At 69.4% G+C, this 22,276-nt stretch carries 18 protein-coding genes; 10 read left to right on the forward strand and 8 right to left on the reverse strand.

All coding sequences use genetic code 11. The annotated features are described in order from the left end of the window. The first annotated feature begins 215 nt into the window (after positions 1-215). From BLS95_RS24200 to BLS95_RS24225, 6 genes are all read left to right on the forward strand, one after another. Complete coding sequence (locus tag BLS95_RS24200; protein ID WP_090935348.1) at positions 216-1,205, forward strand: LacI family DNA-binding transcriptional regulator; 990 nt, start codon at positions 216-218, stop codon at positions 1,203-1,205. 99 nt (positions 1,206-1,304) lie between these two features. After that, positions 1,305-2,654, forward strand: coding sequence for an ABC transporter substrate-binding protein (locus tag BLS95_RS24205; protein WP_176993362.1), 1,350 nt, complete (start codon positions 1,305-1,307; stop codon positions 2,652-2,654). A gap of 4 nt (positions 2,655-2,658) precedes the next feature. After that, positions 2,659-3,525, forward strand: coding sequence for a carbohydrate ABC transporter permease (locus tag BLS95_RS24210; RefSeq protein WP_090935353.1), 867 nt, complete (start codon positions 2,659-2,661; stop codon positions 3,523-3,525). Next, positions 3,522-4,508, forward strand: coding sequence for a carbohydrate ABC transporter permease (locus BLS95_RS24215; RefSeq protein WP_090935355.1), 987 nt, complete (start codon positions 3,522-3,524; stop codon positions 4,506-4,508). Before BLS95_RS24210 ends, BLS95_RS24215 begins: the two co-directional genes overlap by 4 nt. A gap of 3 nt (positions 4,509-4,511) precedes the next feature. Beyond that, complete coding sequence (locus tag BLS95_RS24220) at positions 4,512-6,041, forward strand: glycoside hydrolase family 13 protein (protein WP_090935358.1); 1,530 nt, start codon at positions 4,512-4,514, stop codon at positions 6,039-6,041. 74 nt (positions 6,042-6,115) lie between these two features. Continuing rightward, positions 6,116-6,643, forward strand: a complete 528-nt coding sequence (locus BLS95_RS24225) for a carboxymuconolactone decarboxylase family protein (RefSeq protein ID WP_090935361.1) — start codon at positions 6,116-6,118, stop codon at positions 6,641-6,643. Positions 6,644-6,692: 49 nt separating this feature from the next. Here BLS95_RS24225 and BLS95_RS24230 read toward each other — a convergent pair whose 3' ends face one another. The 7 genes from BLS95_RS24230 to BLS95_RS24260 form a co-directional block, all read right to left on the reverse strand. Continuing rightward, positions 6,693-7,688, reverse strand: a complete 996-nt coding sequence (locus tag BLS95_RS24230; RefSeq protein WP_090935364.1) for a LacI family DNA-binding transcriptional regulator — start codon at positions 7,686-7,688, stop codon at positions 6,693-6,695. A gap of 32 nt (positions 7,689-7,720) precedes the next feature. Further along, entirely contained in the window at positions 7,721-9,091 is a 1,371-nt protein-coding gene (locus BLS95_RS24235; protein ID WP_090935367.1) for a GH1 family beta-glucosidase, read from the reverse strand. After that, positions 9,088-9,891, reverse strand: a complete 804-nt coding sequence (locus BLS95_RS24240) for a carbohydrate ABC transporter permease (RefSeq protein WP_090935370.1) — start codon at positions 9,889-9,891, stop codon at positions 9,088-9,090. Before BLS95_RS24240 ends, BLS95_RS24235 begins: the two co-directional genes overlap by 4 nt. Then, positions 9,888-10,850 (reverse strand): carbohydrate ABC transporter permease, encoded by a 963-nt coding sequence (locus BLS95_RS24245; protein ID WP_090935373.1) that lies wholly within the window; start codon positions 10,848-10,850, stop codon positions 9,888-9,890. Before BLS95_RS24245 ends, BLS95_RS24240 begins: the two co-directional genes overlap by 4 nt. Continuing rightward, the gene (locus BLS95_RS24250; protein WP_090935376.1) at positions 10,847-12,145 is read right to left on the reverse strand and encodes an ABC transporter substrate-binding protein; all 1,299 of its coding nucleotides are present in this window, start codon (positions 12,143-12,145) and stop codon (positions 10,847-10,849) included. Before BLS95_RS24250 ends, BLS95_RS24245 begins: the two co-directional genes overlap by 4 nt. A gap of 122 nt (positions 12,146-12,267) precedes the next feature. Next, positions 12,268-13,164 carry a serine/threonine-protein kinase gene (locus tag BLS95_RS24255; protein ID WP_090935379.1) on the reverse strand — a complete coding sequence of 299 codons (897 nt, stop codon included), beginning with the start codon at positions 13,162-13,164 and terminating at the stop codon, positions 12,268-12,270. 62 nt (positions 13,165-13,226) lie between these two features. Beyond that, the gene (locus tag BLS95_RS24260) at positions 13,227-15,275 is read right to left on the reverse strand and encodes an HsdM family class I SAM-dependent methyltransferase (protein WP_245765236.1); all 2,049 of its coding nucleotides are present in this window, start codon (positions 15,273-15,275) and stop codon (positions 13,227-13,229) included. A gap of 76 nt (positions 15,276-15,351) precedes the next feature. Between BLS95_RS24260 and BLS95_RS24270 the strand changes: the two genes are divergently transcribed. After that, complete coding sequence (locus tag BLS95_RS24270) at positions 15,352-16,122, forward strand: PP2C family protein-serine/threonine phosphatase (RefSeq protein WP_090935382.1); 771 nt, start codon at positions 15,352-15,354, stop codon at positions 16,120-16,122. A 181-nt stretch (positions 16,123-16,303) separates the two neighbouring features. After that, positions 16,304-17,296, forward strand: a complete 993-nt coding sequence (locus BLS95_RS24275) for a CHAP domain-containing protein (protein ID WP_090935385.1) — start codon at positions 16,304-16,306, stop codon at positions 17,294-17,296. 11 nt (positions 17,297-17,307) lie between these two features. On the opposite strand, the gene BLS95_RS24280 is transcribed toward BLS95_RS24275, so the two are convergent. Next, the gene (locus BLS95_RS24280) at positions 17,308-18,357 is read right to left on the reverse strand and encodes a glucose 1-dehydrogenase (protein ID WP_090935387.1); all 1,050 of its coding nucleotides are present in this window, start codon (positions 18,355-18,357) and stop codon (positions 17,308-17,310) included. A gap of 100 nt (positions 18,358-18,457) precedes the next feature. Between BLS95_RS24280 and icmF the strand changes: the two genes are divergently transcribed. Both icmF and tpx read left to right on the forward strand, forming a co-directional pair. Next, positions 18,458-21,652, forward strand: coding sequence for a fused isobutyryl-CoA mutase/GTPase IcmF (gene icmF, locus BLS95_RS24285; protein ID WP_090935390.1), 3,195 nt, complete (start codon positions 18,458-18,460; stop codon positions 21,650-21,652). Between the two features lie 107 nt (positions 21,653-21,759). Then, the gene (gene tpx, locus BLS95_RS24290; protein ID WP_090935392.1) at positions 21,760-22,263 is read left to right on the forward strand and encodes a thiol peroxidase; all 504 of its coding nucleotides are present in this window, start codon (positions 21,760-21,762) and stop codon (positions 22,261-22,263) included. The last annotated feature ends 13 nt before the right edge of the window (positions 22,264-22,276 follow it).

Genomic DNA, 22,276 nt, shown 5'->3' on the forward strand with positions numbered 1-22,276 from the left:
GGTTGGCCGAACCATAAGATGTCATGCACATAGCCGCAATATTCCGACGAGATTTCGCAAACCTTTGACTGACTGCACTTGGTGAGTGATGTCCTCCGGCCCTGGTCAGGACGGCGGAATCAGCAGGAAGACCGCCCTGGTCGCGGTGCAAGGTTCGACGTCCGATCCACGTAAGCCATTGCAAGCGCTTGCGCTCCAGGCCGTATAGTTTGCGCATGACGCGACGACTCGCAGAGGTGGCCAAGAAGGTCGGAGTGAGTGAGGCGACCGTGAGCCGCGTGCTCAACGGCAAGCCCGGGGTGTCCGACGCGACCCGCGAGGCGGTGCTCACCGCACTCGACGTGCTCGGCTACGAGCGCCCGACCCAGTTGCGCGGCGACCGGGCCCGGCTGGTCGGCCTGGTGCTCCCCGAGCTGCAGAACCCGATCTTCCCCGCCTTCGCGGAGGTGGTCGGCGGCGCCCTGGCCCAGCAGGGGTTCACCTCGGTGCTGTGCACCCGCACGCTCGGCGGCGTCTCCGAGGCCGACTACGTCGACCTCCTGCTCCAGCAACAGGTCAGCGGCGTCGTCTTCGCCGGCGGCCTGTACGCCCAGGCCGACGCCTCGCACGGGCACTACGAGCTGCTGCACGAGCGCAAGCTCCCCACGGTCCTGGTGAACGCCGCCGTCCGGCACCTCGACTTCCCACAGGTGTCGTGCGACGACGTGGTGGCCGCCGAGATGGCGCTCGCCCACCTGCGCGCGCTCGGCCACGACCGGATCGGCATGGTGCTCGGGCCCAAGGACCACATGCCCTCGCGGCGCAAGCTGGAGAAGTTCCAGGCGGCGGGCGGCGACCCGGAGCTGGTCGAGCACACGATGTTCTCCCTCGAAGGCGGCCACGCGGCCTCCACCCGGCTGGTCAGGCGCGGGGTCACCGGAGTCATCTGCGCCAGCGACCTGCTCGCGCTGGGCACGGTCAGGGCCGCCCGCCGCGCCGGGCTCTCGGTGCCGGACGACATCTCGGTCATCGGCTTCGACGACTCCGCGCTGATGAACTGCACCGAGCCGCCGCTGACCACGGTCCGCCAGCCGATCGACGCCATGGGCCGGGCCGCGGTGGACCTCCTGGTCGCGCAGATCGACAAGGCGGCGGTGCCCGCGGACGAGCTGCTCTTCGAGCCGGAGCTGGTGGTCAGAGCCTCCACGACCCGGGCCAAGGCCTGAGCGTGATTCAGTCGTTATCTTGCAATATGAAGTCGAAATCTTGCGGGTTCAGGGTGGCGATCCTATGGTGTGGGCACCTCGCATCAGAAGGGTCAGACCATGCAGAGATCCACCGGACTCTTGCTCGCCACCGTGATCGGGCTCGTGGCCACGGGTTGCGGCTCGGGTGAACCTGCCACTCCTTCCGCCGGCGGCGCCAAAGCCGTGACGATCACGGTGGCCTGCCAGCCCGCCAGGACCGCGCCCAAGGAACGGCAGGCCTGGGATGACGACGTGGCCACGTTCATGAAGGCCCACCCCGGCGTGACGGTCAAGAGCACGGACCAGCAGCCGTGCTTCGACCCCAAGACGTTCGGTCCCAAGCTGGCGGGCGGCCAGATGGAGACCGTCTTCGTGGTGCCCGTGACCAACTACAACGACGTCATCGGCCAGGGCCAGGCGCTCGACATCACGCAGTACACCAGCTCGATCAAGAACTGGAACGACCTGCGCGCCGACGCCCGCGAGCTGGTCACCAAGGACGGCAAGGTCTACGGCGTCCCGAACGTCCTCTACGGCGTCGGCCTGGTCTACAACCGGGCCCTGTTCACCCAGGCCGGGCTCGACCCCAACAACCCGCCCAAGACGTGGGCCGAGGTGCGTGAGGCGGCCAAGAAGATCGCCGGGCTCGGCTCGGACTACGTCGGCTACGGCGAGTACTCCGGCGGGAACACCGGTGGCTGGCACTTCACCCAGGCCATCTACGGCCGCGGCGGCGAGGTCCTGAGCGCTGACAACAAGACGGCCGCCTTCAACTCCCCCGAGGGCAAGGCCGTCCTGCAGACGCTGCACGACATGCGCTGGGTGGACAACAGCATGGGCAACAAACTGCTGATCGGCTGGGAGTCGCTCATGGTCGCCATGGGCGGCGGCAAGGTCGGCATGATGCTGGGCGCCCCTGACGTGGTCACCGACGTGGTCACCAAGTTCAAGGGCAAGACCGCCGACTACGGCATCACCGCCCTCCCCGAGGCCAAGGCGTCGCTGAGCGGCGGCGAGGCGTACATGATCAACCCGAAGGCCACCCCTGACGAGGTCAAGGCGGGCATGGAGTGGATCGACTTCCGCTTCAACACCGTCGGCAAGGGCCGCTTCGACTTCGCCCGCGGCAAGGCCATCGGCAACCCGGTCGGCGTGCCCGACAACGCCGTCTACGGAGACTCTCCCACCGGCAAGGCCATCCAGGCCGACCGCGTGAAGAACGCCTCCCTGCCGGTCGAGAACTACCAGTCCTACGTCGACTCCGCCGCGTCCATCGCGCCCAAGGCCGAGCCGATGCACGCCCAGGAGATCTACGCCGTCCTCGACGTGCCCATGTCCGCCGTGCTGAGCCGCAAGGACGCCAACATCGACGACCTGCTCAAGGACGCCGAGACCAAGGTCAACAACCTGCTGGCGGCCAAGGGCTGACATTGTGGGAATTTTGCGGCGCAACCTGACGGCCTACGGTTTCCTGTGCGCGGCGCTGTTCTGCTTCGCGGTGTTCGCCTGGTATCCGATGGTCAGGGAGTTCATCCTGAGCTTCCAGAAGACCGACCTGATCAACCCGCCCGAGTGGGTGGGCCTGGAGAACTTCAAGGGTGCCGTCCAGGACCCGGCCTTCGGTGAGGCCTGGCTGAACACCGTGGAGTTCACGCTCCTCGCACTGCTCTGCGGTTACGCCGTGCCGTTCGTCGTCGCGCTCGTGCTCAACGAGCTGCGCCATGCCCGGGCCTACCTGCGGTTCGTGGTCTACCTGCCGGTCATGCTCCCGCCGATCGTGGCGGTGCTGCTGTTCAGGTGGTTCTACGATCCGGGGCCCGGGCTGTTCAACCAGATCCTCGACCTCGTCAACCTGCCACCGCTGGCCTGGCTGGACAGCTCGTCCACCGCCCTGATCTCCCTGGTCATCGTCTCGACCTGGATGAACATGGGCAGCGCGACGCTGATCTACCTGGCGGCGCTGCAGAACATCCCCTCCGAGCTGTACGAGGCGGCCGAGCTCGACGGGGCCGGGGTCTTCAAGCGCATCAGGCACGTCACGATCCCGCAGACCCGGCTGATCCTGCTGCTCATGCTGATGCTGCAGATCGTGGCGACCATGCAGGTGTTCATCGAGCCGTACATGCTCACCGGCGGCGGGCCGGAGAACGCCACGGTGTCGGTCGCGTACCTGATGTACCAGTTCGCCTTTTCTCAGATGAACTACGGCCAGGCCGGCGCGCTGGGCATGATGCTCATGATCGTGCTGCTCGCCTTCGCCGCCTTCCAGCTCAGGACCACCCGGGAGGACGCCGCATGATCTCCGGTGCGCGCGGTCAGCTGAAGGACGAGCGGCGGGAGCGCGGCGACGGCGGTGTGCGCCGGGCTCCGGCGGACCGGCGCAGGAGCGGCGGGCGACGCAGGTCGCCGAGGCCGATCCACGTCCAGTTCCGTACGATCATCTCGCCGCACCAGCTCAACAGCAGGTGGGGACGGCGGCTCTACTGGCTGGCGCTGGTCACCGTCATCGTGGTGTTCACCCTGGCCTTCGTCCTCCCGCTCTACTGGATGATCACCGGTGCCATGAAGACGCCGGAAGAGGTCGCGGAGATGCCGCCGACCCTCTTCCCCGCCCAGCCGACGCTCGACCCGTTCTTCGAGGCGTGGGACCTGTTCGACATCGGCACGCTGCTGGTGAACACCGTCTACTACGCCCTGGGCGGCTGGTTGTTCTGCATGGTCGTGGACGTGACGGCGGCGTACGCGCTGTCGAAGCTGCGGCCGATGTTCGGCAACGTGATCCTCGGGGCGATGCTGGCCACGCTGATGATCCCGCCCATGGTCATCCTCATTCCGCTCTACGTCACGATCGTGGACCTCGGCCTGCTCAACAACCCGTGGGGCCTGTGGTTCCCCGCGGCGGCCAACGGCTTCAACATCTTCCTGCTCAAACGCTTCTTCGACTCCATACCGCGGGAGCTGATCGAGGCGGCGCAGATCGACGGCGCGGGGCCCGTACGGGTGCTGTGGTCGGTCGTGCTGCCGGTCTCCCGGCCGATCCTGGGCGTGGTGTCCATCTTCACGATCGTCACCGCGTTCAAGGACTTCGTCCTGCCGCTGCTGGTCATGACCGAGAGCGACAAGATGACGATCAGCGTGGGCCTGTCGCAGACGGCCGGAGCGGTGACCCAGAACCAGGTCATGGGCGGCCTGGTCATCACCAGCATCCCCATGATCATCGTTTTCTTCATCTTCCAACGTCACATCATGGCGGGACTCACCGCCGGAAGCATTAAGGGATAGCGCATGTCGCACACGTGGTGGCGGGGGGCCGCGATCTACCAGGTCTACCTGCGTAGCTTCGCCGACGGGAACGGCGATGGCGTCGGCGACCTCGCCGGCCTGCGCGCACGCCTGACGTATCTGAAGGATCTCGGGATCGACGCCATCTGGCTCACCCCGTGGTATCCGTCGCCGATGGCCGACGGCGGCTACGACGTGGCCGACTACCGGGACATCGAGCCGGTCTTCGGGACGCTGGAGGAGGCGGAGAAGTTCATCTCGGAGGCGCATGAGCTGGGCATCAAAATCATCATCGACGTGGTGCCGAACCACAGCTCCACGGAGAGCGCCTGGTTCAAGGAGGCACTGACCGACCGCGCCGCCCGGGACCGCTTCTGGTTCAGTGACGAGCCGCTCAACGACTGGCAGTCCATCTTCGGCGGCTCCGCCTGGACCCAGGTCCCGGACGGCCAGTGGTACCTGCACCTGTTCGCCCCCGAGCAGCCCGACCTCAACTGGAACAATCCCGAGGTCCACCAGGAGTTCGAGGACGTGCTGCGGTTCTGGCTGGAGCGCGGGGTGGACGGCGTGCGCATCGACTCGGCGGCCCTGCTCATCAAGTCGGACACCGGTTACGAAGACCTCGACGAGGTCCATGACGTCTACCGCCGGTGGCGCGAGGTGACCGACGAGTACGACGAGCGCATCCTGATCGGGGAGGTATGGCTCCCCGATCAGGAGCGTTTCGCCCGCTACCTGCGCCCCGACGAGTTGCACACGGCCTTCAACTTCGACTTCCTGTCCTGCCCCTGGGACCCGGCGGAGCTACGCCGGGTCATCGATCTGACCCTCGCCACCCACACGCCGGTCGGCGCCCCGCCCACCTGGGTGCTGTCGAACCACGACGTGACCAGGCCGGTCACCCGCTACGGCCGGGCGGACACCACGTTCGCGCACGGCGGCCGACTCCACGGCACCCCCTCGGACCTGGAGCTCGGCTACCAGCGGGCGCGGGCGGCGGCCCTGCTGGCGATGGCCCTGCCCGGCTCGCTCTACGTCTACCAGGGCGAGGAGCTGGGCCTGCCGGAGGTGGAGGACCTCGCGGACGAGCTGCGCCAGGACCCGATGTACGCCAGGTCGGGCGGCACCAACCCGGGCCGCGACGGCTGCCGCGTCCCGCTGCCGTGGTCGGGCGAGGAGCCCCCGTTCGGCTTCGGCGCCGGCACGCCCTGGCTGCCGCAGCCGGACAGCTGGCGCAAGCTGACCGTCGAGGCCCAGCGCACGGATCTGGGCTCCATGCTCAACCTGTATCGCACGGCCCTGGGGCTGCGCAGGGAGCTGCTCGGGGACGGCACGCTGACGTGGGCGCAATGGGCGCAGCCGGGGGACGGGGTCCTGGCCTTCACCCGGGACTCGGGGCTGACCTGCGTCACGAACCTCGGTCCCGAGCCGGTGCCGCTGCCCGCCGGCGAGGTCCTGCTGGCCAGCGGCCCGCTGGAGGGCGGCCTGCTGCCCTCCGACACGACGGTCTGGCTCACCGGCGTCGAGGCGTGACCGCGTAGGGTCCCGGCCGCCGCGCGCCGGGACCCTGCCACCATGCCGTGCCCGTCCGGCGTTACGATCACGCCATGGCAAGGCTGCCCAGGAGCACTCCGCGAGACCTGACCCCCGACGCGCTCGCCCTCTACGAGAAGATCACCTCGGGTCCGCGCGGCGGATTCATGATCGACGCGGCGGGCGGGCTCACGGGCCCGTTCAACGCGATGCTGCTCAGCCCGACCGTCGGCGATCCCCTGCAGCAACTGGGCGCGGCCATCCGCTACCGCACCTCGCTGCCGGACCGGGCCAGGGAGCTGGCCATCCTGGCCGTGGCCGCCCACCATGACAGCGCGTTCGAACGGGCGGCGCACGAGCCGATCGCCCGGGAGCTGGGCTTCACGGACGACCAGCTGGAGTCGCTGCGCGCCGGAGCGCCCGTGGCCCTCCAGGACCCCGTGGAGGCGACGGTGCTGGAGATCGCCCGCGCGCTGCTGGCCCACGGCGACCTGGACGACGCCGAATACGCGGCCCTGCCCCCGGCGCAGCTCTTCGAGCTCACGACCCTGGTCGGCTACTACAGCACGCTCGCGCTCCAGCTCCGCGTCTTCCGCGTGTGACCGCCCGGGTGGGGGCGCCGGTCGGCGCTGGGCGCACCGGTCGGCGCGGTCAGGCGGACTCGCGGACGACCAGCTCCGTGGGCAGGATCACCGGATCGATCGCGCCGCCCTCGAACAGGCCCAGCAGCAGCTTGACCATGGCCGCCGCCTGCTCGCTCACGGGATGGCGCAGGGTCGTCAGCGGCGGCTCGGTGTATTTCGCCGCCTCGATGTCGTCGAAGCCCACCACGGCCACGTCGTCCGGCACCCGCCGCCCGGCCTGGCGCAGCGACTGCAGGGCGCCGACCGCCATCAGGTCGTTGGCCACGAAGACGGCGTCCAGCCCGGGGTCGTCGCCGAGCAGCTGCCGCATGGCCACCGCGCCGGACTCTCTGGTGAAGTCGCCGACCGCGACGATCGAGCGGCGGTCGGAGTCGCGCAGCACGTTGCGGTATCCGGCCAGCCGGTCCTGACCCGCGATCATGTCCTGCGGGCCCGCGATGGTGGCGATCCTGCGCCGCCCCGACTCCACCAGGTGCCGGACCCCGGCCTCGGCCCCGCCCACGTTGTCGTTGTCCACGAACGGGATGTCCACCGGCACGGCCGGCCGCCCGTAGGAGACCACGGGGACGCGCAGGCGCGACAGCGCGGCCGGCAGCGGGTCGGCGCCGTGCATGGAGATCAGCATGACGCCGTCCACGTGGCCGCCCGCGATGTAACGCTCCACGCGGGCGTGGCTCTTGGCGGAGGAGGCCAGCATCAGTACGACCTGCTTGTTCACCGCCTCCAGCTCCATCGAGGCGGACCTGATCGCGGTGGAGAACAGCGGGTCCTCGGAGAAGACCCGGGTGCCGGGCTCGCTGACGACCAGGGCGACCGAGTCCGTACGCTGGGTGACCAGGCTGCGCGCGGCGGGGTTGGGCACGTAGCCCAGCTCGTCGATCGCGCGCAGCACGGCATCGCGGATGTGGGGCGCCACCGTCGTCTGCCCGTTGACGACCCGGGAGGCGGTGGCGCGCGAAACGCCCGCCCGGGCGGCGACCGCCTCCAGGGTCGGGCGTCTCATGACTGCACCAAAGGGGAGAGCACGGGAAAAATCTACAGGCCGTTGCGCGCGATGACGTCGCGGTACCACACTGCGCTGTCCTTGAGCACTCTGGTTTGTGTCGTGAAGTCCACATGGACGATGCCGAACCGCCGCCGGTAGCCCTCCGCCCACTCGAAGTTGTCCAGTAGCGACCACACCAGATAGCCGCGCAGGTCCGCGCCCGCCTCGATCGCGCGCCAGACCTCGCGCAGATGCCCGTTCAGGTACGCCACTCGGTCGGCGTCGTGCACCCTGCCGTTCTCCACGACGTCCTCGAAGGCCGCCCCGTTCTCCGTGACCATGAGGCCGACCCGGGGGTAGTCCCGCGAGAGGCGTACGAGCAGCCTGGACAGCCCGTCGGGCACGATCGGCCAGCCCATCGCGGTCGTCGGCGCGTCCGCCGTGGCGAACCTGACACCCTCCGACCCCGGCCACGCGGCGTCCGCGGGCAGGCCCGGCCCCGACTCGACCACGCACGGGTTGTAGTAGTTGACGCCCACCAGGTCGATCGGCGCGTTGATCAGCTCAAGGTCGCCGTCCTTGATGTGGCCGGCCCCGCCGTTGCGCTCCGCCGCCTCCAGCACCTCGGCCGGGTAGGTGCCGTTGACCGCCGGATCCAGGAACTGCCTGGTCAGCAGGGTGTGGATGCGGTGCACGGCGGCCGCGTCCGCCTCGCCAGGCACCGCTGCCGGGTCGTTGACCTGCGCGGGGGTGAGGACGGGGGCGGAGTTCACCACGAGCATGATGCGCCGCGCGCCGCCGTCGCGCAGCCGCCGCGCGGCCAGCCCGTGACCGAGCAGCAGGTGGTGCGCCGAGCGCATGGCCGCCGCCGGATCGCGCTGGCCGGGCGCGTGCACCCCGTTGCCGTAGCCGAGGTAGGCCGACACCCACGGCTCGTTCAGCGTCGCCCAGTCGCCGACGCGGTCCCCGAGCTTGTCGTGTACGGCCTGAGCGTAATCGGCGAACCGGAAGGCCGTATCCCGATCCGTCCATCCACCACGCTCTTCGAGCCCTTGGGGAAGATCCCAGTGATAAAGCGTGACATAAGGCGAGATGTCGGCTTCAAGCAGTGCGTCGACGAGCCTGTCGTAGAACGCCAGCCCGCGCGGGTTGATCGACCCCCACCCGTCCGGCTGGATCCGCGGCCACGCGATCGAGAACCGGTAGGCCGCCAGCCCCAGCTCGCGCATCAGCCCGACGTCGTCCTGGTAGCGGTGGTAGTGGTCGCAGGCCACGTCGCCGGTGTCGCCGTTCGCCACGTTCCCGGGGGCGTGGGAGAAGGTGTCCCAGATCGACTGGCCCCGCCCGTCCTCCTTGACCGCCCCCTCGATCTGATAGGAGGCCGTCGCGGCACCCCAGACGAAGTCCTCGGGAAAAATCATCCTTTTATCGCTCCTTGCATGATTCCGCCGATGATTTGCTTGCCGAACAGAGCGAAGACGGCCACGAGCGGCAACGTGCCGATCGCCGTGCCGGTCAGGCCCAGCACGTAGTCGTTGACGTACCCGCTGGCGAGGGTGGACAGCGCCACCTGGACCGTCGGGTTGTCCGGGCTCAGCACGACCAGCGGCCAGAAGTAGTCGTTCCAGGCCGACATGAACGTCAGCATGCCCAGCACGGCCGCCGCCGGACGGGCGGTGGGCAGCACGACGTGCCAGAACAGCCCCCAGGTCGTGCATCCGTCCACCCGCCCCGCCTCCAGCAGTTCGGTGGGCAGGGCGCGCGTCAGGAACTGCGTCATGAAGAACACGCCGAACGCGTTGACCAGCGCGGGCGCGATCAGCGCGTAGTTGGTGCCGGTCCACTCCAGCTTCACCATGAGCATGTAGAGCGGGATGATGCCGAGCTGGGTCGGGACCATCATGGTGGCGACGGTGATCACGAGCAGCGCGTTCCGGCCCCGGAACTTCAGCTTGGCGAAGGCGAACCCGGCCAGCGTCGAGAAGAACATCACCGCGACCGCGATCGACCCCGCCACGATCACGGAGTTGACCAGCGCGAGCGCGAAGGGGACGGTGTCGAAGACCCGGGCGACGTTGGCGAAGAAGTTCCCGCCGGGCACCAGCGGCGGCGGCACCTGGGCCAGCGCGGAGTTGTGCCGGGAGGCCACCACGACGCTGTAGTAGAGCGGGAACGCCGAGAAGAAGGCCACCGCGATCAGGGTCAGATAACGCAGCCTCATACGAGCCCGCCCTTCACCCTGCGGCTGATCAGGAAGTTGATCCCGGAGACGATCACGACGGCGACGAACATCAGCCAGGACGCCGCCGAGGCGTAGCCGAAGTCGAAGGTCGCGTTGCCGAAGGCCAGCTCGTAGACGTAGAGCGCGAGGGTCTGGAACTGCCGGTCGGGCCCGCCGGTGACCATGACGCCACCGCCGCCGCTGCTCTGCCCGAACAGCATGGGCTCGGCGATGATCTGCATGGCGCCGATCGTGGAGACGATGACCACGAAGATGATCGTCGGCCGGATCATCGGCATGGTGATCTTGCGGAGCTGCGTAAAGGTGCCCGCGCCGTCGATGGTGGCGGCCTCGTACAGCTCGCGCGGCACGGCCTGCATCGCGGCCAGGAAGATCAGCGCGTTGTAACCGGTCCAGCGCCACATGATCATCACGGACAGCGCGATGTGCGAGGTGGCGGTGCCCGCCGCCCAGTCGATCTTGCCGGCCCCGAACCACGACAGCACCCAGTTGATCAGTCCGAAGTCCCGGCCGAAGAGCTGGCTGAAGATCACCACCACCGCCACCACGCTGGTGACGTTGGGGATCAGCAGCGCGACCCGGAACAGCGTCTGCATCCGCAACCGCCGGTTGAGCAGGTGCGCCAGCCAGATGGCCAGCGCGAGCTGCGGCACGGTCGAGAGCAGGCCGATGGACAGGGTGTTGAAGGTGGCGTTCCAGAAGTAGCCGTCGGCCAGCAGTGTCGAGTAGTTGTCCAGCCCGACGAACGTCTGGGTGTCCGACAGCAGCGTCCACTCGTGCAGGCTCACCCAGGCCGTGTAGGCCAGCGGGAACAGCCCGAAGGCGCAGAACAGCAGGAAGAACGGCGCCACGTAGGCGTACGGCGACACCCTCACGTCGAGGGTGTGCCGCACGCTGCGCCTACGCCGTCGCGTGATCGCGAGGGGAAGGGCGCTCATTTGATCTTCTTGACGTCCTCGAGCACCTGTGCCCACGCCTCGTCCGGGGTCTGCTTGCCCTGCTCGACCCGGCCGAGGCCGTTGCCGATGGCCACGCGGACGTCGGCCTCCTTGGGGCCGAGGTGCTGCGGCTTGAGAGCCTTGGCGGCGTCGGAGTAGATCTGGCCGATCGGGGCGTCGCCGAAGAAGGGTTTGGTGAAGTTCCGGATCGACGGGTCGTCGTAGAGCGCCGGGATCGACGGGAAGGTGCCCTCCTCCTTGAACACCCTGGCCTGGTTGTCCTTCGAGGTCAGGAAGTCGATCAGCTCGGCCGCCTCCTTCGGGTGCTTGCTCTGCTTGGGCACCATCAGGTGCGAGCCGCCGCTGTTGCCGCCACCGCCGGGCACGGACGCGATGTCCCACTTGCCGCTGGAGTCCTTGGCCTGCTCCTGGATGAAGCCCGTCATCCAGGCCGGGCAGATGATCGTGGCGAACGAGCCCTTGGCGAACCCGGTGTTCCACGGTGGCGAGAAGGCGGCCAGCTTGGCGGTCAGCCCCTCCTGGGTGAGCTGGTTGGACAGGTCCCAGGCCTTCTTCACGTCAGGGTTGGTGCCCACGATGATCTGGTCCTGGGCGTCGTACAGGCCGGTGGGCGCCTGGTTGACCATGGCGCGGAAGAGTTCGCCGGGGCTGTCGGTGAACTTGGTGTCAGGCAGATTCGCCGCGGCGAACTTCTTGCCGGTCGCGATGTACTCCTCCCACGTCGGCCAGAGTTTCGCCACCTCGGCGCGGTCGGAGGGGAGCCCGGCCTTCTCGAACAGGTCCTTGCGGTAGCACATGGCCAGCCCGCCGACGTCGGTGCCGAGGCCGAGCACCTGCGAGCCGTCCTTGCTCAGGCCCTGCTGCCACTTCCAGTCGAGGTAGTCGGACTGGCGCTTGTCGAGCCCGTACTGCTTGAGGTCGACGAACTTGCCGGGCTGGGCGGTGAACGTACTGATGTATCCGACCTCGACCGCTTCGATGTCGCCCGCGCCGGCGTTGGTGGCCAGGCGCTTGACCAGGTTGCTGTGGTGGTCGTTGAACTGGGCGATGCTCTCGACGATCTCGATGTTCGGGTGGGTCTTCTTGTATTCCTCGTAGAGCGGTTTGAAGCCGAGGTCGCCGAAGCTGCCGACGGTCAGCTTGATCTTCTCTCCTGGCTTGGCGCTCGCCTCGGTGGCGGTGCCGCCACCACCACCGCCGCAGGCCGCGATCGCTAGGGCGAGCACGGAGGCGGTGAGCAAGGGCAGCGCGAGCCGGCGGACACGAGGGGTCATGGAAACCCTCCTGGATCGGAGCTGGGGGGTATGAGAGAGCGCTCTCTCGACAGGTTCGGGTTCGCCGTGGCTATGTGTCAACGGAGCTTACGTAACGATCCGGGTTATCGAAGAGAGCGCGTTCAGCTCTGGTCGGTGAGCACTCGGCCCGCTATCCTGGCGTACATGCGGCCCGGGCTCGGGGCCTTGGCCAAGAATCCGGGCAGCTCGGGCAGTCCGACGGCAAACGGGTCGAGCCGCTCATACAGCTCCTCGGCGTCGAGCGGACGGTCGTCCGGGTGCTTCTCCAGCACCTGCGCCAGCAGCGCGCCCAGCTCTCCCGGCAGCCCGGGGATGTCCGGCGGGCGTTCCTTGACCTGCTTCTCGAACACGACGTAGTCGGTCGGCCCGGTGAAGAGCCGGCGCCCGGTCAGCATCTCGTGCAGCACGCAGCCGAGCGAGTAGAGATCGCTGCGCGGCTCGGCGACGCCGCGCTGGATCTGCTCGGGAGACATGTACGCCGGCGTGCCCAGGATCTGCCCGATCCTGGTGAACGTCGTGGTCTCCGCGTCACGCAGCAGCGCCAGCCCGAAGTCGAGCACCTTCACGCTGCCGTCGGGGCAGAGCATGAGGTTGGTCGGCTTCAGGTCGCGGTGGCAGATCGCCAGCGCGTGCGCCGCCGACAGCACCGCGCACGCCTGGGCCGCGATGGCGGCCGCCCACGGCACCGGCAGCGGGCCGTGCTCGTTGACCAGGTCGGCCACGGTGACGCCCTCGATGAACTGCATCACCTGGTAGAGGCGCTGCTCGTGGGTGCCGAAGTCGTACAGGACGGGGGCGCCCGGATGCTCCAGCCGGGCCAGGATGCGGGCCTCGCGGATGAAACGGCGTTCGAGCTCCTGGTCGTGGCCGCTGGGCAGCCTGAGCAGCTTCACCGCGACCCGGCGGTCGAGGTGGCGGTCGTGGCCCGCGTAGACGGCACCCATGCCGCCCTGCCCTAAGGGAAGGTCTTCGAGCTCATAGCGGTCACCGATGACCATTCGCCCTCCCCACCGCTTTCTGGAGAAAATACACCGTCAGCCGACGAGGGAATGCCGTCGCCTCACGGGGTGAGGCCATGGGCAGGGGGGTGCAGGTGGCCGTCGGCGAGCCCGTCGAGACCGAGCCTGATCAGTGCCTGTCCCAGCGTCGAGGTCTCGCGGATGGCGTCCTCCAGCACGGCGAGCTTCCTGAACGCCTCGCCGTAGGCCTTCTGGTCCTTGAGCGACAGCCTGGGCAGGCGGGTGCGGCGCACGTCGAACCTGCTGGAGCCGGTCGTCACCCGCCCACCCGCGGCGCGCAGGAACCCGGCCAGGAAGTCGGGGTCGAGCCGGCGCGCGTCCACCCGGTAGAGGGTCAGGTGCGGGCCCAGCACCGCGCCGCCGTCGGAGATCACCCGCACGCTGGAGTAGGAGGCCACCACGTCGCCCGGCCTGATCGCGATCAGGCCCGGCTGCACGGCGGTCAGGCCGGACGGCGGTGCGCCGTTGAGCACGTCGTCCGAGGTGAGGACCGGCACGTCGCCGCCGTCGGCGGACATCTTGGGCGGGGCCTGCGAGGTGGTCACCAGGCCCTCCTTGATCAGGTCGCCGATCGTGGTGGCGGGCTGGTCGAGCGGCTGCTCCAGGACCTTCAGGTCGGGCGGCAGGGCGGCGGCGGCCAGGAAGCGGTCACGGGCCTCGGCGTAGGCCTTGCCGACGTCGTCGCGCCGCTGGTGGCGGGCCGGGGCCATGTCGACCTCGTCGGCCAGCAGGTCGATGATGCGTACGGTCTGGTCGGAACGGTCCTCCAGGTAGGCCGCCCAGGCGGGCTCGACCGCCGACAGGTCGGCAGTGGCGTCCAGGATCAGCACGTCCGACGGCGGCCGCTCGCCCGCCGCCGGGCGGCGCAGCAGCCACAGGTCGGAGCCCGGCAGCGCCACCACCGCCCGCAGGGCCCCGGCGCGCAGCAGGTTGGCGCGGATGCGGCGGCCCGCCTTGCGGCTGGCCGCCGCCGGGGGCATCAGGATGGCGACCAGGCCGCGCGGCTTGACGTGGGTGAGGCAGTGCTGCACCCAGGCCAGCTCCGGCTCGCCGCGCGGCGGCAGGCCGTATTCCCAGCGCGGGTCGCCGGTCAGCTCCTCGTAGCCCCAGGCCCGTTCGTTGAACGGCGGATCGCACACCACCGCGTCGGCCCGCACGCCCGCGAAGCCGTCGGCCCGCATCGAGTCGCCGGACACGATCGTGGCCTCGATGCCGCGCAGCCGCAGCCGGGAGGCGGTGATGGCGGCCGAGGTCTCGCTGAGATCCTGGCCGAGCATCCTGGCCGCCGCGGGCGGCCCGGCAGGAGCCGCCCGGGTGGGGGCCAGCAGCAGGGTGCCGACGCCGCAGGCCGGGTCGAGCAGCGTGGTGCCGCCGTCGCTCACGAGCCGGACCATCAGCTCCGCCACGTCCTCGCGGGTGACGGACAGCTGCCGCGAGTGCGCCTCGAGATAGCGCTCACACAGGAACTCGTACGCGGTCAGCGGGTCATGACGCGCGGCCAGCTCCCTGAGAAGCCCAGCCAGCTCCGGCTCCATCCGGGCGGGATCGGCACCGTCCAAGGCCGCCCGGCCACCCGCGACCCCGGCGTCCGGGTCGCCCGCCGCACCGGCTTCCGGGCCGTCCCCCGAACCGGCGCCAGGAGCGCCCGTCGCACCCGCACTCGGTGCGCCCGTCACACCGGCACTCGGTGCGCCCGCCGCACCGGCTCTCAGAGCGCCCGCCGCACCGGCGTTCGGGGTGCCCGCCGCATCGGTGTCCGGGGCCTCCGCCGTGTCGATCCCCTGTGAGTCCGCGGCCGTGATCTCGCGGGTCAGCAGCGCGCCGGCCTGGGCCACCAGCTCTCCCAGGTGCAAATCACCCGCGGCTTTCAGGCGTTGCCACACCCGATCTCCCAGGGAGACCTGGTAGGACTTCCCATAGCGGCGCAGCCAGGACTCGATCTGACGCAGCGAGAACAGCGGCTGGTTGGCGGTGCCGCCGACGGGCTGGGGGAAGTCGTCGTGGCGGCGGCGCCAGTTGCTCACCGCGGCACGCCCGACACCGGCGAGCCGGGCAATGTCCCCGGCATTGACGGTCGGGTCGTGGCTCATGCAGCCCACAGTAGTTCACAAGAGTCTTCAGCGCATCTGCTTGTGAAGTCTTTCAACCAATGATTTACTGCAGGGTATGAAGCACAACATCCGCTATGCCGCCGGGTCAGACGTTGGCCGTCGCAGGGAGCAGAACGAGGATTCCGGCTATGCCAGTGGCCGGTTGCTCGTGGTGGCCGACGGGATGGGCGGGCACGCCGCCGGCGAGCTGGCGAGCTCGGCGGCGATCGCCGTCATGCGCGAGCTGGATGCCACGCTTCCCGAGACGGGCTCCGACCTGGAGGCGGCCCTGGAGGGCGCCGTGCACGAGGCGGCGCGCAGGCTGGTCGAGCTGGCCGACATCGACCCCGCGCGACGGGGGATGGGGACCACGGTGACCGCCATGTTGTGGGACGGCTACCGGTTCGCCCTGGCTCATCTGGGTGACTCCCGCGGATATTTGCTTCGTGACGGCGCGCTCTACCAGATGACCAAGGATCACACACTTGTGCAGTCGATGGTGGACGAAGGGCGGATAACGGAGGATCAGGCCGCCGTGCATCCCCGGCGTTCGATGGTGCTGCGGGTGCTGGGCAGCGAGGGCAGGGCCGAGCCTGACATGGCGCTGCGCGAAGCCGAGCCTGATGACCGTTACCTCCTCTGCTCCGACGGCCTCACGACCGTGCTGGGTCCCGAGGTCCTGCACGAGGTGCTGACCACGGTGGCAGACCCCGGCGCGGCCGTCCAGCGGCTCATCGACCTGGCCAACGAGGGTGGCTCGCCCGACAACGTGACCGTGATCGTGGCCGATGTGGTCGCGCCGGGCGCGGGGGAGACGGGCATCTACCGCGTGGGCGCCGGCTCCTAGCAGAGGTAGGGGTCAGTCCCACGAGTCTCACCAGTCACATAGCCGATTTTTCGTCTCATAGCACGACAACTTCTGGTTCATTCGCGCGATTTCGCGATGGCGCTACTACAGTCCATCGTGATCTGTCGGATTTCTGGGAGGAGTCACCCTGGACCCGATCGCGGATGAGCTGCTGAAGACGGTGCGGCAGGAACTCGGCTATAAGGAGAAGAGCGGCCAGTTCACCAAGTTCGGCCAGTGGTACGCGGAACGTGTCCAAGACCCCCAGTACCGCAATGCGCCGTGGTGTGACATGTTCCTCGCCTGGGCTGCGGACAAAGCCGATATCACCGACTATGTCGGCCAGTTCGCCTGGACGCCGTCCCACGCGGCCTGGTTCATCGAGCAGGGCGCGTGGACGCAGAAGCCCGAGCCGGGAGCGCTGGTCTTCTTCGACTGGCGCGGGGGCAAGAGCTACAAGGGCGTCGACCACGTGGGAGTCGTGGAGCGCGTCACCGGCGCGAAGATCCACACCATCGAGGCGAACGTGGACCGCGTCTGGCTCAAGCGCAAGACCAGGGAGACGGACAAGGTCGTCGGGTACGGCCTGCCGCGCATGGTCAAGGCCAACGCCGAGCGCCTGGACGAGATCCGCTCCACCGAGCGGCCGTTCGTGTCGCCGCCGCGGCAGGAGACCGGGCAGGGGTCCCCGCTGGACATGCTGGGCACGCCGCACGCGCTGCTCGCCGCCATGGTGCTGGTGACCGTCGTGCTCTCGTTACGTGCCACCCGTCGCGGCCGCGGCACCCACCGCCGCCTGCCCTGGCCCTGGAACGCACCAAGCTCCCCGCCCTCCGGCCCGGCCCCGGACCGAGCGAACGCCCTGGTCATCGGCAAGGCGCCGTTCGCCCAGGAGAAGACTCCGGCCAAGCCGCTCGCCAAGGAAAAGGCACTCGCCCAGGAGAAGCGGCTCGCCAAGGAAAAGGCACTCGCCAAGGACAAGGCGCCGGCCAAGTCGCACCCCGCTCCAGCGCAGCCCGGCCGCCCGGCCCGCGCCCGGGTCCCAGCGGGTCCCGCCCACCAGCCCGCCCACCAACCGGCGCACGAGCCCGCCCATCAGCCGGCGCACCAGGCGGCCCGCGAGCCGGTCAGGCATCCGTCCCCCAGCAGGCGCAGGCCCTACGACCTCGACTGAGGCTCCGGCGCTCAGGCCGTGAGGTCGATGACCGCCTTGATGTCGCCGGCGGGCTCGAAGACCTCCAGGGCGTGCTCCAGCGGCACCCGCCGGGTGACCAGCCGCCGCAGCCACCCGAGGTCGGCCTGCGCCAGCGCCGTCGCGGCGGCCCTGAAATGCCGCAGGTTCGCGTTGACGCTGCCGAAGACCACGTCGTTCTCCAGCACGATGTCCCGGTTGACCATCCCGGCGTCCACCTGGAGCGCCCGGCCCTTGGCCGAGAGCCCGCACAGGCAGACGATGCCCGCGGCGGCCGTGGCGGTCATGGCCTCCAGCACCAGGGATCCCGCTCCGGTGCACTCGATGATGAGATCCGGCCGGTCCTTCGCGAACTCCTCCAGCGAGCCCGCCGAGTGATAGGTCGCGCCCAGCTCGGCCACCAGGCTCGACTTGAGCCCCTCCGGCGCCCGGTCCAGCACGTGCACCTCCAGCCCGCGCTGCCGCCCCATCAGCGCGGCCATCAGCCCCACCGGCCCGGCCCCGGTGACCAGCACCGAGCGGGGCTCGAACCAGGCCCGCGAGCCGATCCGCTCGATCTGCTCCCACGCCTTGGCGACCACCGACGCGGGCTCGACCAGCATGCCGACGCTCTCCAGCGCAGGATCCAGGCGTACGGCGTAGGCAGCTTTGAGTGTCCAGCGCTCGCCGGCGTACCCGTCGAGCTCCTTGATGCCGCGCTCGGTGTAGCGGCCGTTGCGGCACATGTCGAACTCGCCCCGCCCGCAGGCCCCGCACGGCACCGGATCGGGGCGGCGCACCACGCCCACCACCAGGTCGCCGGGGGAGTACGCGGAGCCCTCCGGCGCCTCCAGCACGCGGCCGAGCGACTCGTGGCCGATGATCATCCTTTCCCGGCCCGGGGGCGGCCAGCCGTACTCGCCCGCGGCCAGCTCTCTGTCGGTGCCGCAGACGCCCACGGCCAGCCCTTGCACGAGCAGCTCGCCGGGACCGGGCCGCGGATCCGGCACCTCCTCCACGGCGAGTGACCCTCGTTTGCCCGGCGCATACGTGAGCGCGCGCATCTGCCCCACCCCCTTGAGCGGTCTCTACCCGGTCATGGCACAGAAATAGTAGGACGTCCTAGTATCTTAGAGAGAGAGCTCTACGAAGGAGTGATCAGGCGTGCACGTCCCGGTACACCCCGTCCGTTTCGTGACCGCCGCGGCCCTGTTCGACGGCCATGACGCGGCGATCAACATCATGCGACGCATCCTCCAGTCGCAGGGTGCCGAGGTCGTCCACCTCGGACACAACCGTTCGGTGGACGACATCGTCACGGCGGCCATCCAGGAAGACGTCCAGGGGGTGGCGATCAGCTCGTACCAGGGCGGGCACGTGGAGTTCTTCACGTACCTGGTGGAGTTGCTGCGCGAGCGCGGGGCCGGACACGTCAAGGTGTACGGCGGCGGGGGCGGAGTGATCGTCCCCGAGGAGATCGAGTTGCTGCATTCACGCGGTGTGACCCGCATCTTCTCGCCCGAGGACGGCCAGCGTTACGGCCTGCCCGGCATGATCAACCAGTTGATCCAGGAGTGCGACGTCGAGCTGGACGACCCGCCCTCGGCGGAGGCCGTCGTGTCGGGCGACCAGGCGGCACTGGCCCGCGCGATCACCCTCATCGAGTCGGGGCGCGCCCCGGCCGAGCTGGTCGAGGGCCTGCGCGGGACGGGGGAGCGGCGCGCGCCCGTGCTCGGCATCACCGGCACCGGCGGCTCGGGCAAGTCCTCGCTCACCGACGAGCTGGTCCGCAGGTTCCGCGTCGACAACGACGACAAGCTGCGCATCGCGATCATCGCCATCGACCCGACCCGCAGGCGTGGCGGCGGCGCGCTGCTCGGCGACCGCATCCGGATGAACAGCCTGGCCCCGCAGACCTACTTCCGCTCCCTGGCCACCAGGGGCGCGCCCAGCGAGGTGCCCGCCTGCCTCGACGACGTGATCAACGCCTGCCGGGCCGCCGGCTACGACCTGGTGATCGTCGAGACGCCCGGCATCGGCCAGGGCGACGCCGGGATCGTGCCGCACGTGGACGTGCCGGTCTACGTGATGACGCCGGAGTTCGGCGCGGCCTCCCAGCTGGAGAAGATCGACATGCTCGACTTCGCCGAGGCCGTGGTGATCAACAAGTACGAGCGGCGCGGCGCGGAGGACGCCCTGCGTGACGTGCGCCGCCAGCTCGTACGCAACCGCGAGGCGTTCGGCGTCTCACCCGATGAGATGCCGGTCTTCGGCACCATCGCCGCCCGCTACAACGACGCCGGGGTCACGGCCCTCTACCACCACCTCAAGGGCCTGCTGCCGACCGGGGAGAGTCCGGGCCTGCTGCCGGAGGTGTCCGGGCGCACGTCCAAGGCCTCGGCCGCCATCGTCCCGCCCGCCAGGGTGCGCTACCTGGCCGACATCGCCGAGACCGTGCGCGGCTACCACGCCGAGACGCTCGCCCAGGCCGAGATCGCCCGCCGCCGCCAGCAGGTCGCCGCCGTGCGGGCCCTGCTGGACGACGAGCGGCTGGCGGAGCTGGAGAGCCGGGCCGAGGCGGAGCTGAGCGACGAGAGCCGTACGCTGCTCGACACCTGGCCCGCCCTCAAGGAGCGCTACACCGCCGACGAGCTGGTCGTGAAGGTACGCGACCGCGAGATCCACACCCCGCTCTGGCGGGAGACGCTCTCCGGCAGCCGCATCCCCAGGGTGGCGCTGCCCCGCTACAGCGATCACGGCGACCTGCTCAGGTTCCTGCGTGGGGAGAACCTGCCGGGGATGTTCCCGTTCACCGCCGGCGTGTTCCCGTTCAAGCGGGACGACGAGGACCCGACCCGGATGTTCGCCGGCGAGGGCGACCCGTTCCGTACCAACCGGCGCTTCAAGCTGCTGTCCGAGGGGCAGCCGGCGACCCGGTTGTCCACGGCGTTCGACTCGGTGACGCTCTACGGGCACGACCCGGCCATGCGCCCCGACATCTACGGAAAAGTCGGGACCTCTGGGGTCTCCATCGCGACGCTCGACGACATGAAGGTGCTCTACGACGGCTTCGACCTGGCGGCGCCCAACACGTCGGTGTCCATGACGATCAACGGCCCCGCCCCCACGATCCTGGCCTTCTACCTCAACGCCGCCATCGACCAGGCGAGGGAGCGCTTCCGCACCGACCACGGCCGCGACCCCGACGAGCGCGAGGACCACGAGCTGCGTGCCCGCACCCTCGCCACGGTCAGGGGCACCGTCCAGGCCGACATCCTCAAGGAGGACCAGGGCCAGAACACCTGCATCTTCTCCACCGAGTTCTCGCTGCGGATGATGGCCGACATCCAGGAGTGGTTCATCCGCAACGGCGTGCGCAACTTCTACTCGGTCTCGATCTCCGGCTACCACATCGCCGAGGCCGGGGCCAACCCGATCAGCCAGCTCGCCTTCACGCTCGCCAACGGCTTCACGTACGTGGAGGCCTACCTGGCCAGGGGCATGCGGATCGACGACTTCGCGCCCAACCTGTCGTTCTTCTTCTCCAACGGCATGGACCCCGAATACAGCGTGCTCGGCCGGGTGGCCCGCCGCATCTGGGCGGTGACCATGCGGGAGCGCTACGGCGCCGGCGAGCGCTCGCAGAAGCTGAAATACCACATTCAGACCTCGGGCCGGTCCCTGCACGCCCAGGAGATGAACTTCAACGACATCCGCACCACCCTCCAGGCCCTGATCGCCATCTACGACAACTGCAACAGCCTGCACACCAACGCCTTCGACGAGGCCGTGACCACCCCGTCGGCCGACTCGGTGCGCAGGGCCATGGCGATCCAGCTCATCATCAACCGCGAGTGGGGCCTGGCCAAGAACGAGAACCCGTTGCAGGGCTCGTTCATCGTCGAGGAGCTGACGGACCTGGTGGAGGAGGCGGTGCTGTCCGAGTTCGAGCGCCTGTCCGACCGTGGCGGCGTGCTGGGCGCGATGGAGACCGGCTACCAGCGCGGCAAGATCCAGGACGAGTCCATGCTGTACGAGATGCGCAAGCACGACGGCTCGCTGCCCATCGTCGGCGTGAACACCTTCCGCAACCCGCGCGGCGACGACGAGCCCGAGCTGCACAAGCTGGAGCTGGCCAGGGGCACCGAGGAGGAGAAGCGCTCGCAGCTCGACCGGCTGCACGCCTTCCACGAGCGCAACCGCTCCGAGGCCCCCGCCCAGCTCGCCCGGCTGCGCGAGGTGGCGATGTCGGAGGGGAACGCGTTCGAGGTGCTCATGGAGGCGGCCCGGCACTGCTCGCTCGGCCAGATCACGGAGGCCCTGTTCGAGGCGGGCGGCCAGTACCGGCGCAACGTCTGAATCCGGACCCGCACGCGATCGGCCGATTCGTGCGGGTGGTGATCGAGTGGGAAGACGCGCGCCGATAGGATCACGGTCCGGGGCACATCGCTATCTGGGAGGCTTTCATGTCCGACGTCAGTTTCAAGGGCAACCCCGTCACCGTAGGCGGCACCTTCCCGCGGCCCGGGGCCGCCGCTCCCGCGTTCCGCCTGGTGGGCGCGGACCTCGCCGAGCGTTCCCTGGAGGACTTCGGCCAGGCGACCAAGGTGCTCAACATCTTCCCGAGCCTCGACACGGGCGTCTGCGCCGCCTCGGTGCGCCGCTTCAACGAGATCGCCGCCGAGCACCCCGACGTGGTGGTGCTCTGCATCTCCGCCGACCTGCCCTTCGCGCAGAAGCGCTTCTGCGGCGCCGAGGGGCTCGACAAGGTGACCACGCTCTCGCTCATGCGGGGGCGGGAGTTCCTGAGCGACTACGGCGTGGCTCAGGAGTCCGGGCCGCTGGCCGGGCTGGCGGCGCGGGCAGTGGTGGTGCTCGACGGCGACAATAAGGTGATCTACTCCGAGCTGGTGCCGGAGATCACCCAGGAGCCCGACTACGACAGCGCGCTCAGCGCCCTCAAGGGCTGACCCTGTCCGGCCG

Origin of the sequence: Nonomuraea jiangxiensis (assembly GCF_900099965.1) — a bacterium.
GTDB classification, from domain to species: domain Bacteria; phylum Actinomycetota; class Actinomycetes; order Streptosporangiales; family Streptosporangiaceae; genus Nonomuraea; species Nonomuraea jiangxiensis.

What these genes read in the sequence shown, in the direction of transcription:
- BLS95_RS24200 (WP_090935348.1), top strand. Translation starts at nt 216, where the DNA reads ATGACGCGACGACTCGCAGAGGTGGCCAAGAAGGTCGGAGTGAGTGAG.
- BLS95_RS24205 (WP_176993362.1), top strand. Translation starts at nt 1,305, where the DNA reads ATGCAGAGATCCACCGGACTCTTGCTCGCCACCGTGATCGGGCTCGTG.
- BLS95_RS24215 (WP_090935355.1), top strand. Translation starts at nt 3,522, where the DNA reads ATGATCTCCGGTGCGCGCGGTCAGCTGAAGGACGAGCGGCGGGAGCGC.
- BLS95_RS24220 (WP_090935358.1), top strand. Translation starts at nt 4,512, where the DNA reads ATGTCGCACACGTGGTGGCGGGGGGCCGCGATCTACCAGGTCTACCTG.
- BLS95_RS24225 (WP_090935361.1), top strand. Translation starts at nt 6,116, where the DNA reads ATGGCAAGGCTGCCCAGGAGCACTCCGCGAGACCTGACCCCCGACGCG.
- BLS95_RS24230 (WP_090935364.1), bottom strand. Translation starts at nt 7,688, where the DNA reads ATGAGACGCCCGACCCTGGAGGCGGTCGCCGCCCGGGCGGGCGTTTCG.
- BLS95_RS24235 (WP_090935367.1), bottom strand. Translation starts at nt 9,091, where the DNA reads ATGATTTTTCCCGAGGACTTCGTCTGGGGTGCCGCGACGGCCTCCTAT.
- BLS95_RS24240 (WP_090935370.1), bottom strand. Translation starts at nt 9,891, where the DNA reads ATGAGGCTGCGTTATCTGACCCTGATCGCGGTGGCCTTCTTCTCGGCG.
- BLS95_RS24245 (WP_090935373.1), bottom strand. Translation starts at nt 10,850, where the DNA reads ATGAGCGCCCTTCCCCTCGCGATCACGCGACGGCGTAGGCGCAGCGTG.
- BLS95_RS24250 (WP_090935376.1), bottom strand. Translation starts at nt 12,145, where the DNA reads ATGACCCCTCGTGTCCGCCGGCTCGCGCTGCCCTTGCTCACCGCCTCC.
- BLS95_RS24255 (WP_090935379.1), bottom strand. Translation starts at nt 13,164, where the DNA reads ATGGTCATCGGTGACCGCTATGAGCTCGAAGACCTTCCCTTAGGGCAG.
- BLS95_RS24260 (WP_245765236.1), bottom strand. Translation starts at nt 15,275, where the DNA reads ATGAGCCACGACCCGACCGTCAATGCCGGGGACATTGCCCGGCTCGCC.
- BLS95_RS24270 (WP_090935382.1), top strand. Translation starts at nt 15,352, where the DNA reads ATGAAGCACAACATCCGCTATGCCGCCGGGTCAGACGTTGGCCGTCGC.
- BLS95_RS24280 (WP_090935387.1), bottom strand. Translation starts at nt 18,357, where the DNA reads ATGCGCGCGCTCACGTATGCGCCGGGCAAACGAGGGTCACTCGCCGTG.
- tpx (WP_090935392.1), top strand. Translation starts at nt 21,760, where the DNA reads ATGTCCGACGTCAGTTTCAAGGGCAACCCCGTCACCGTAGGCGGCACC.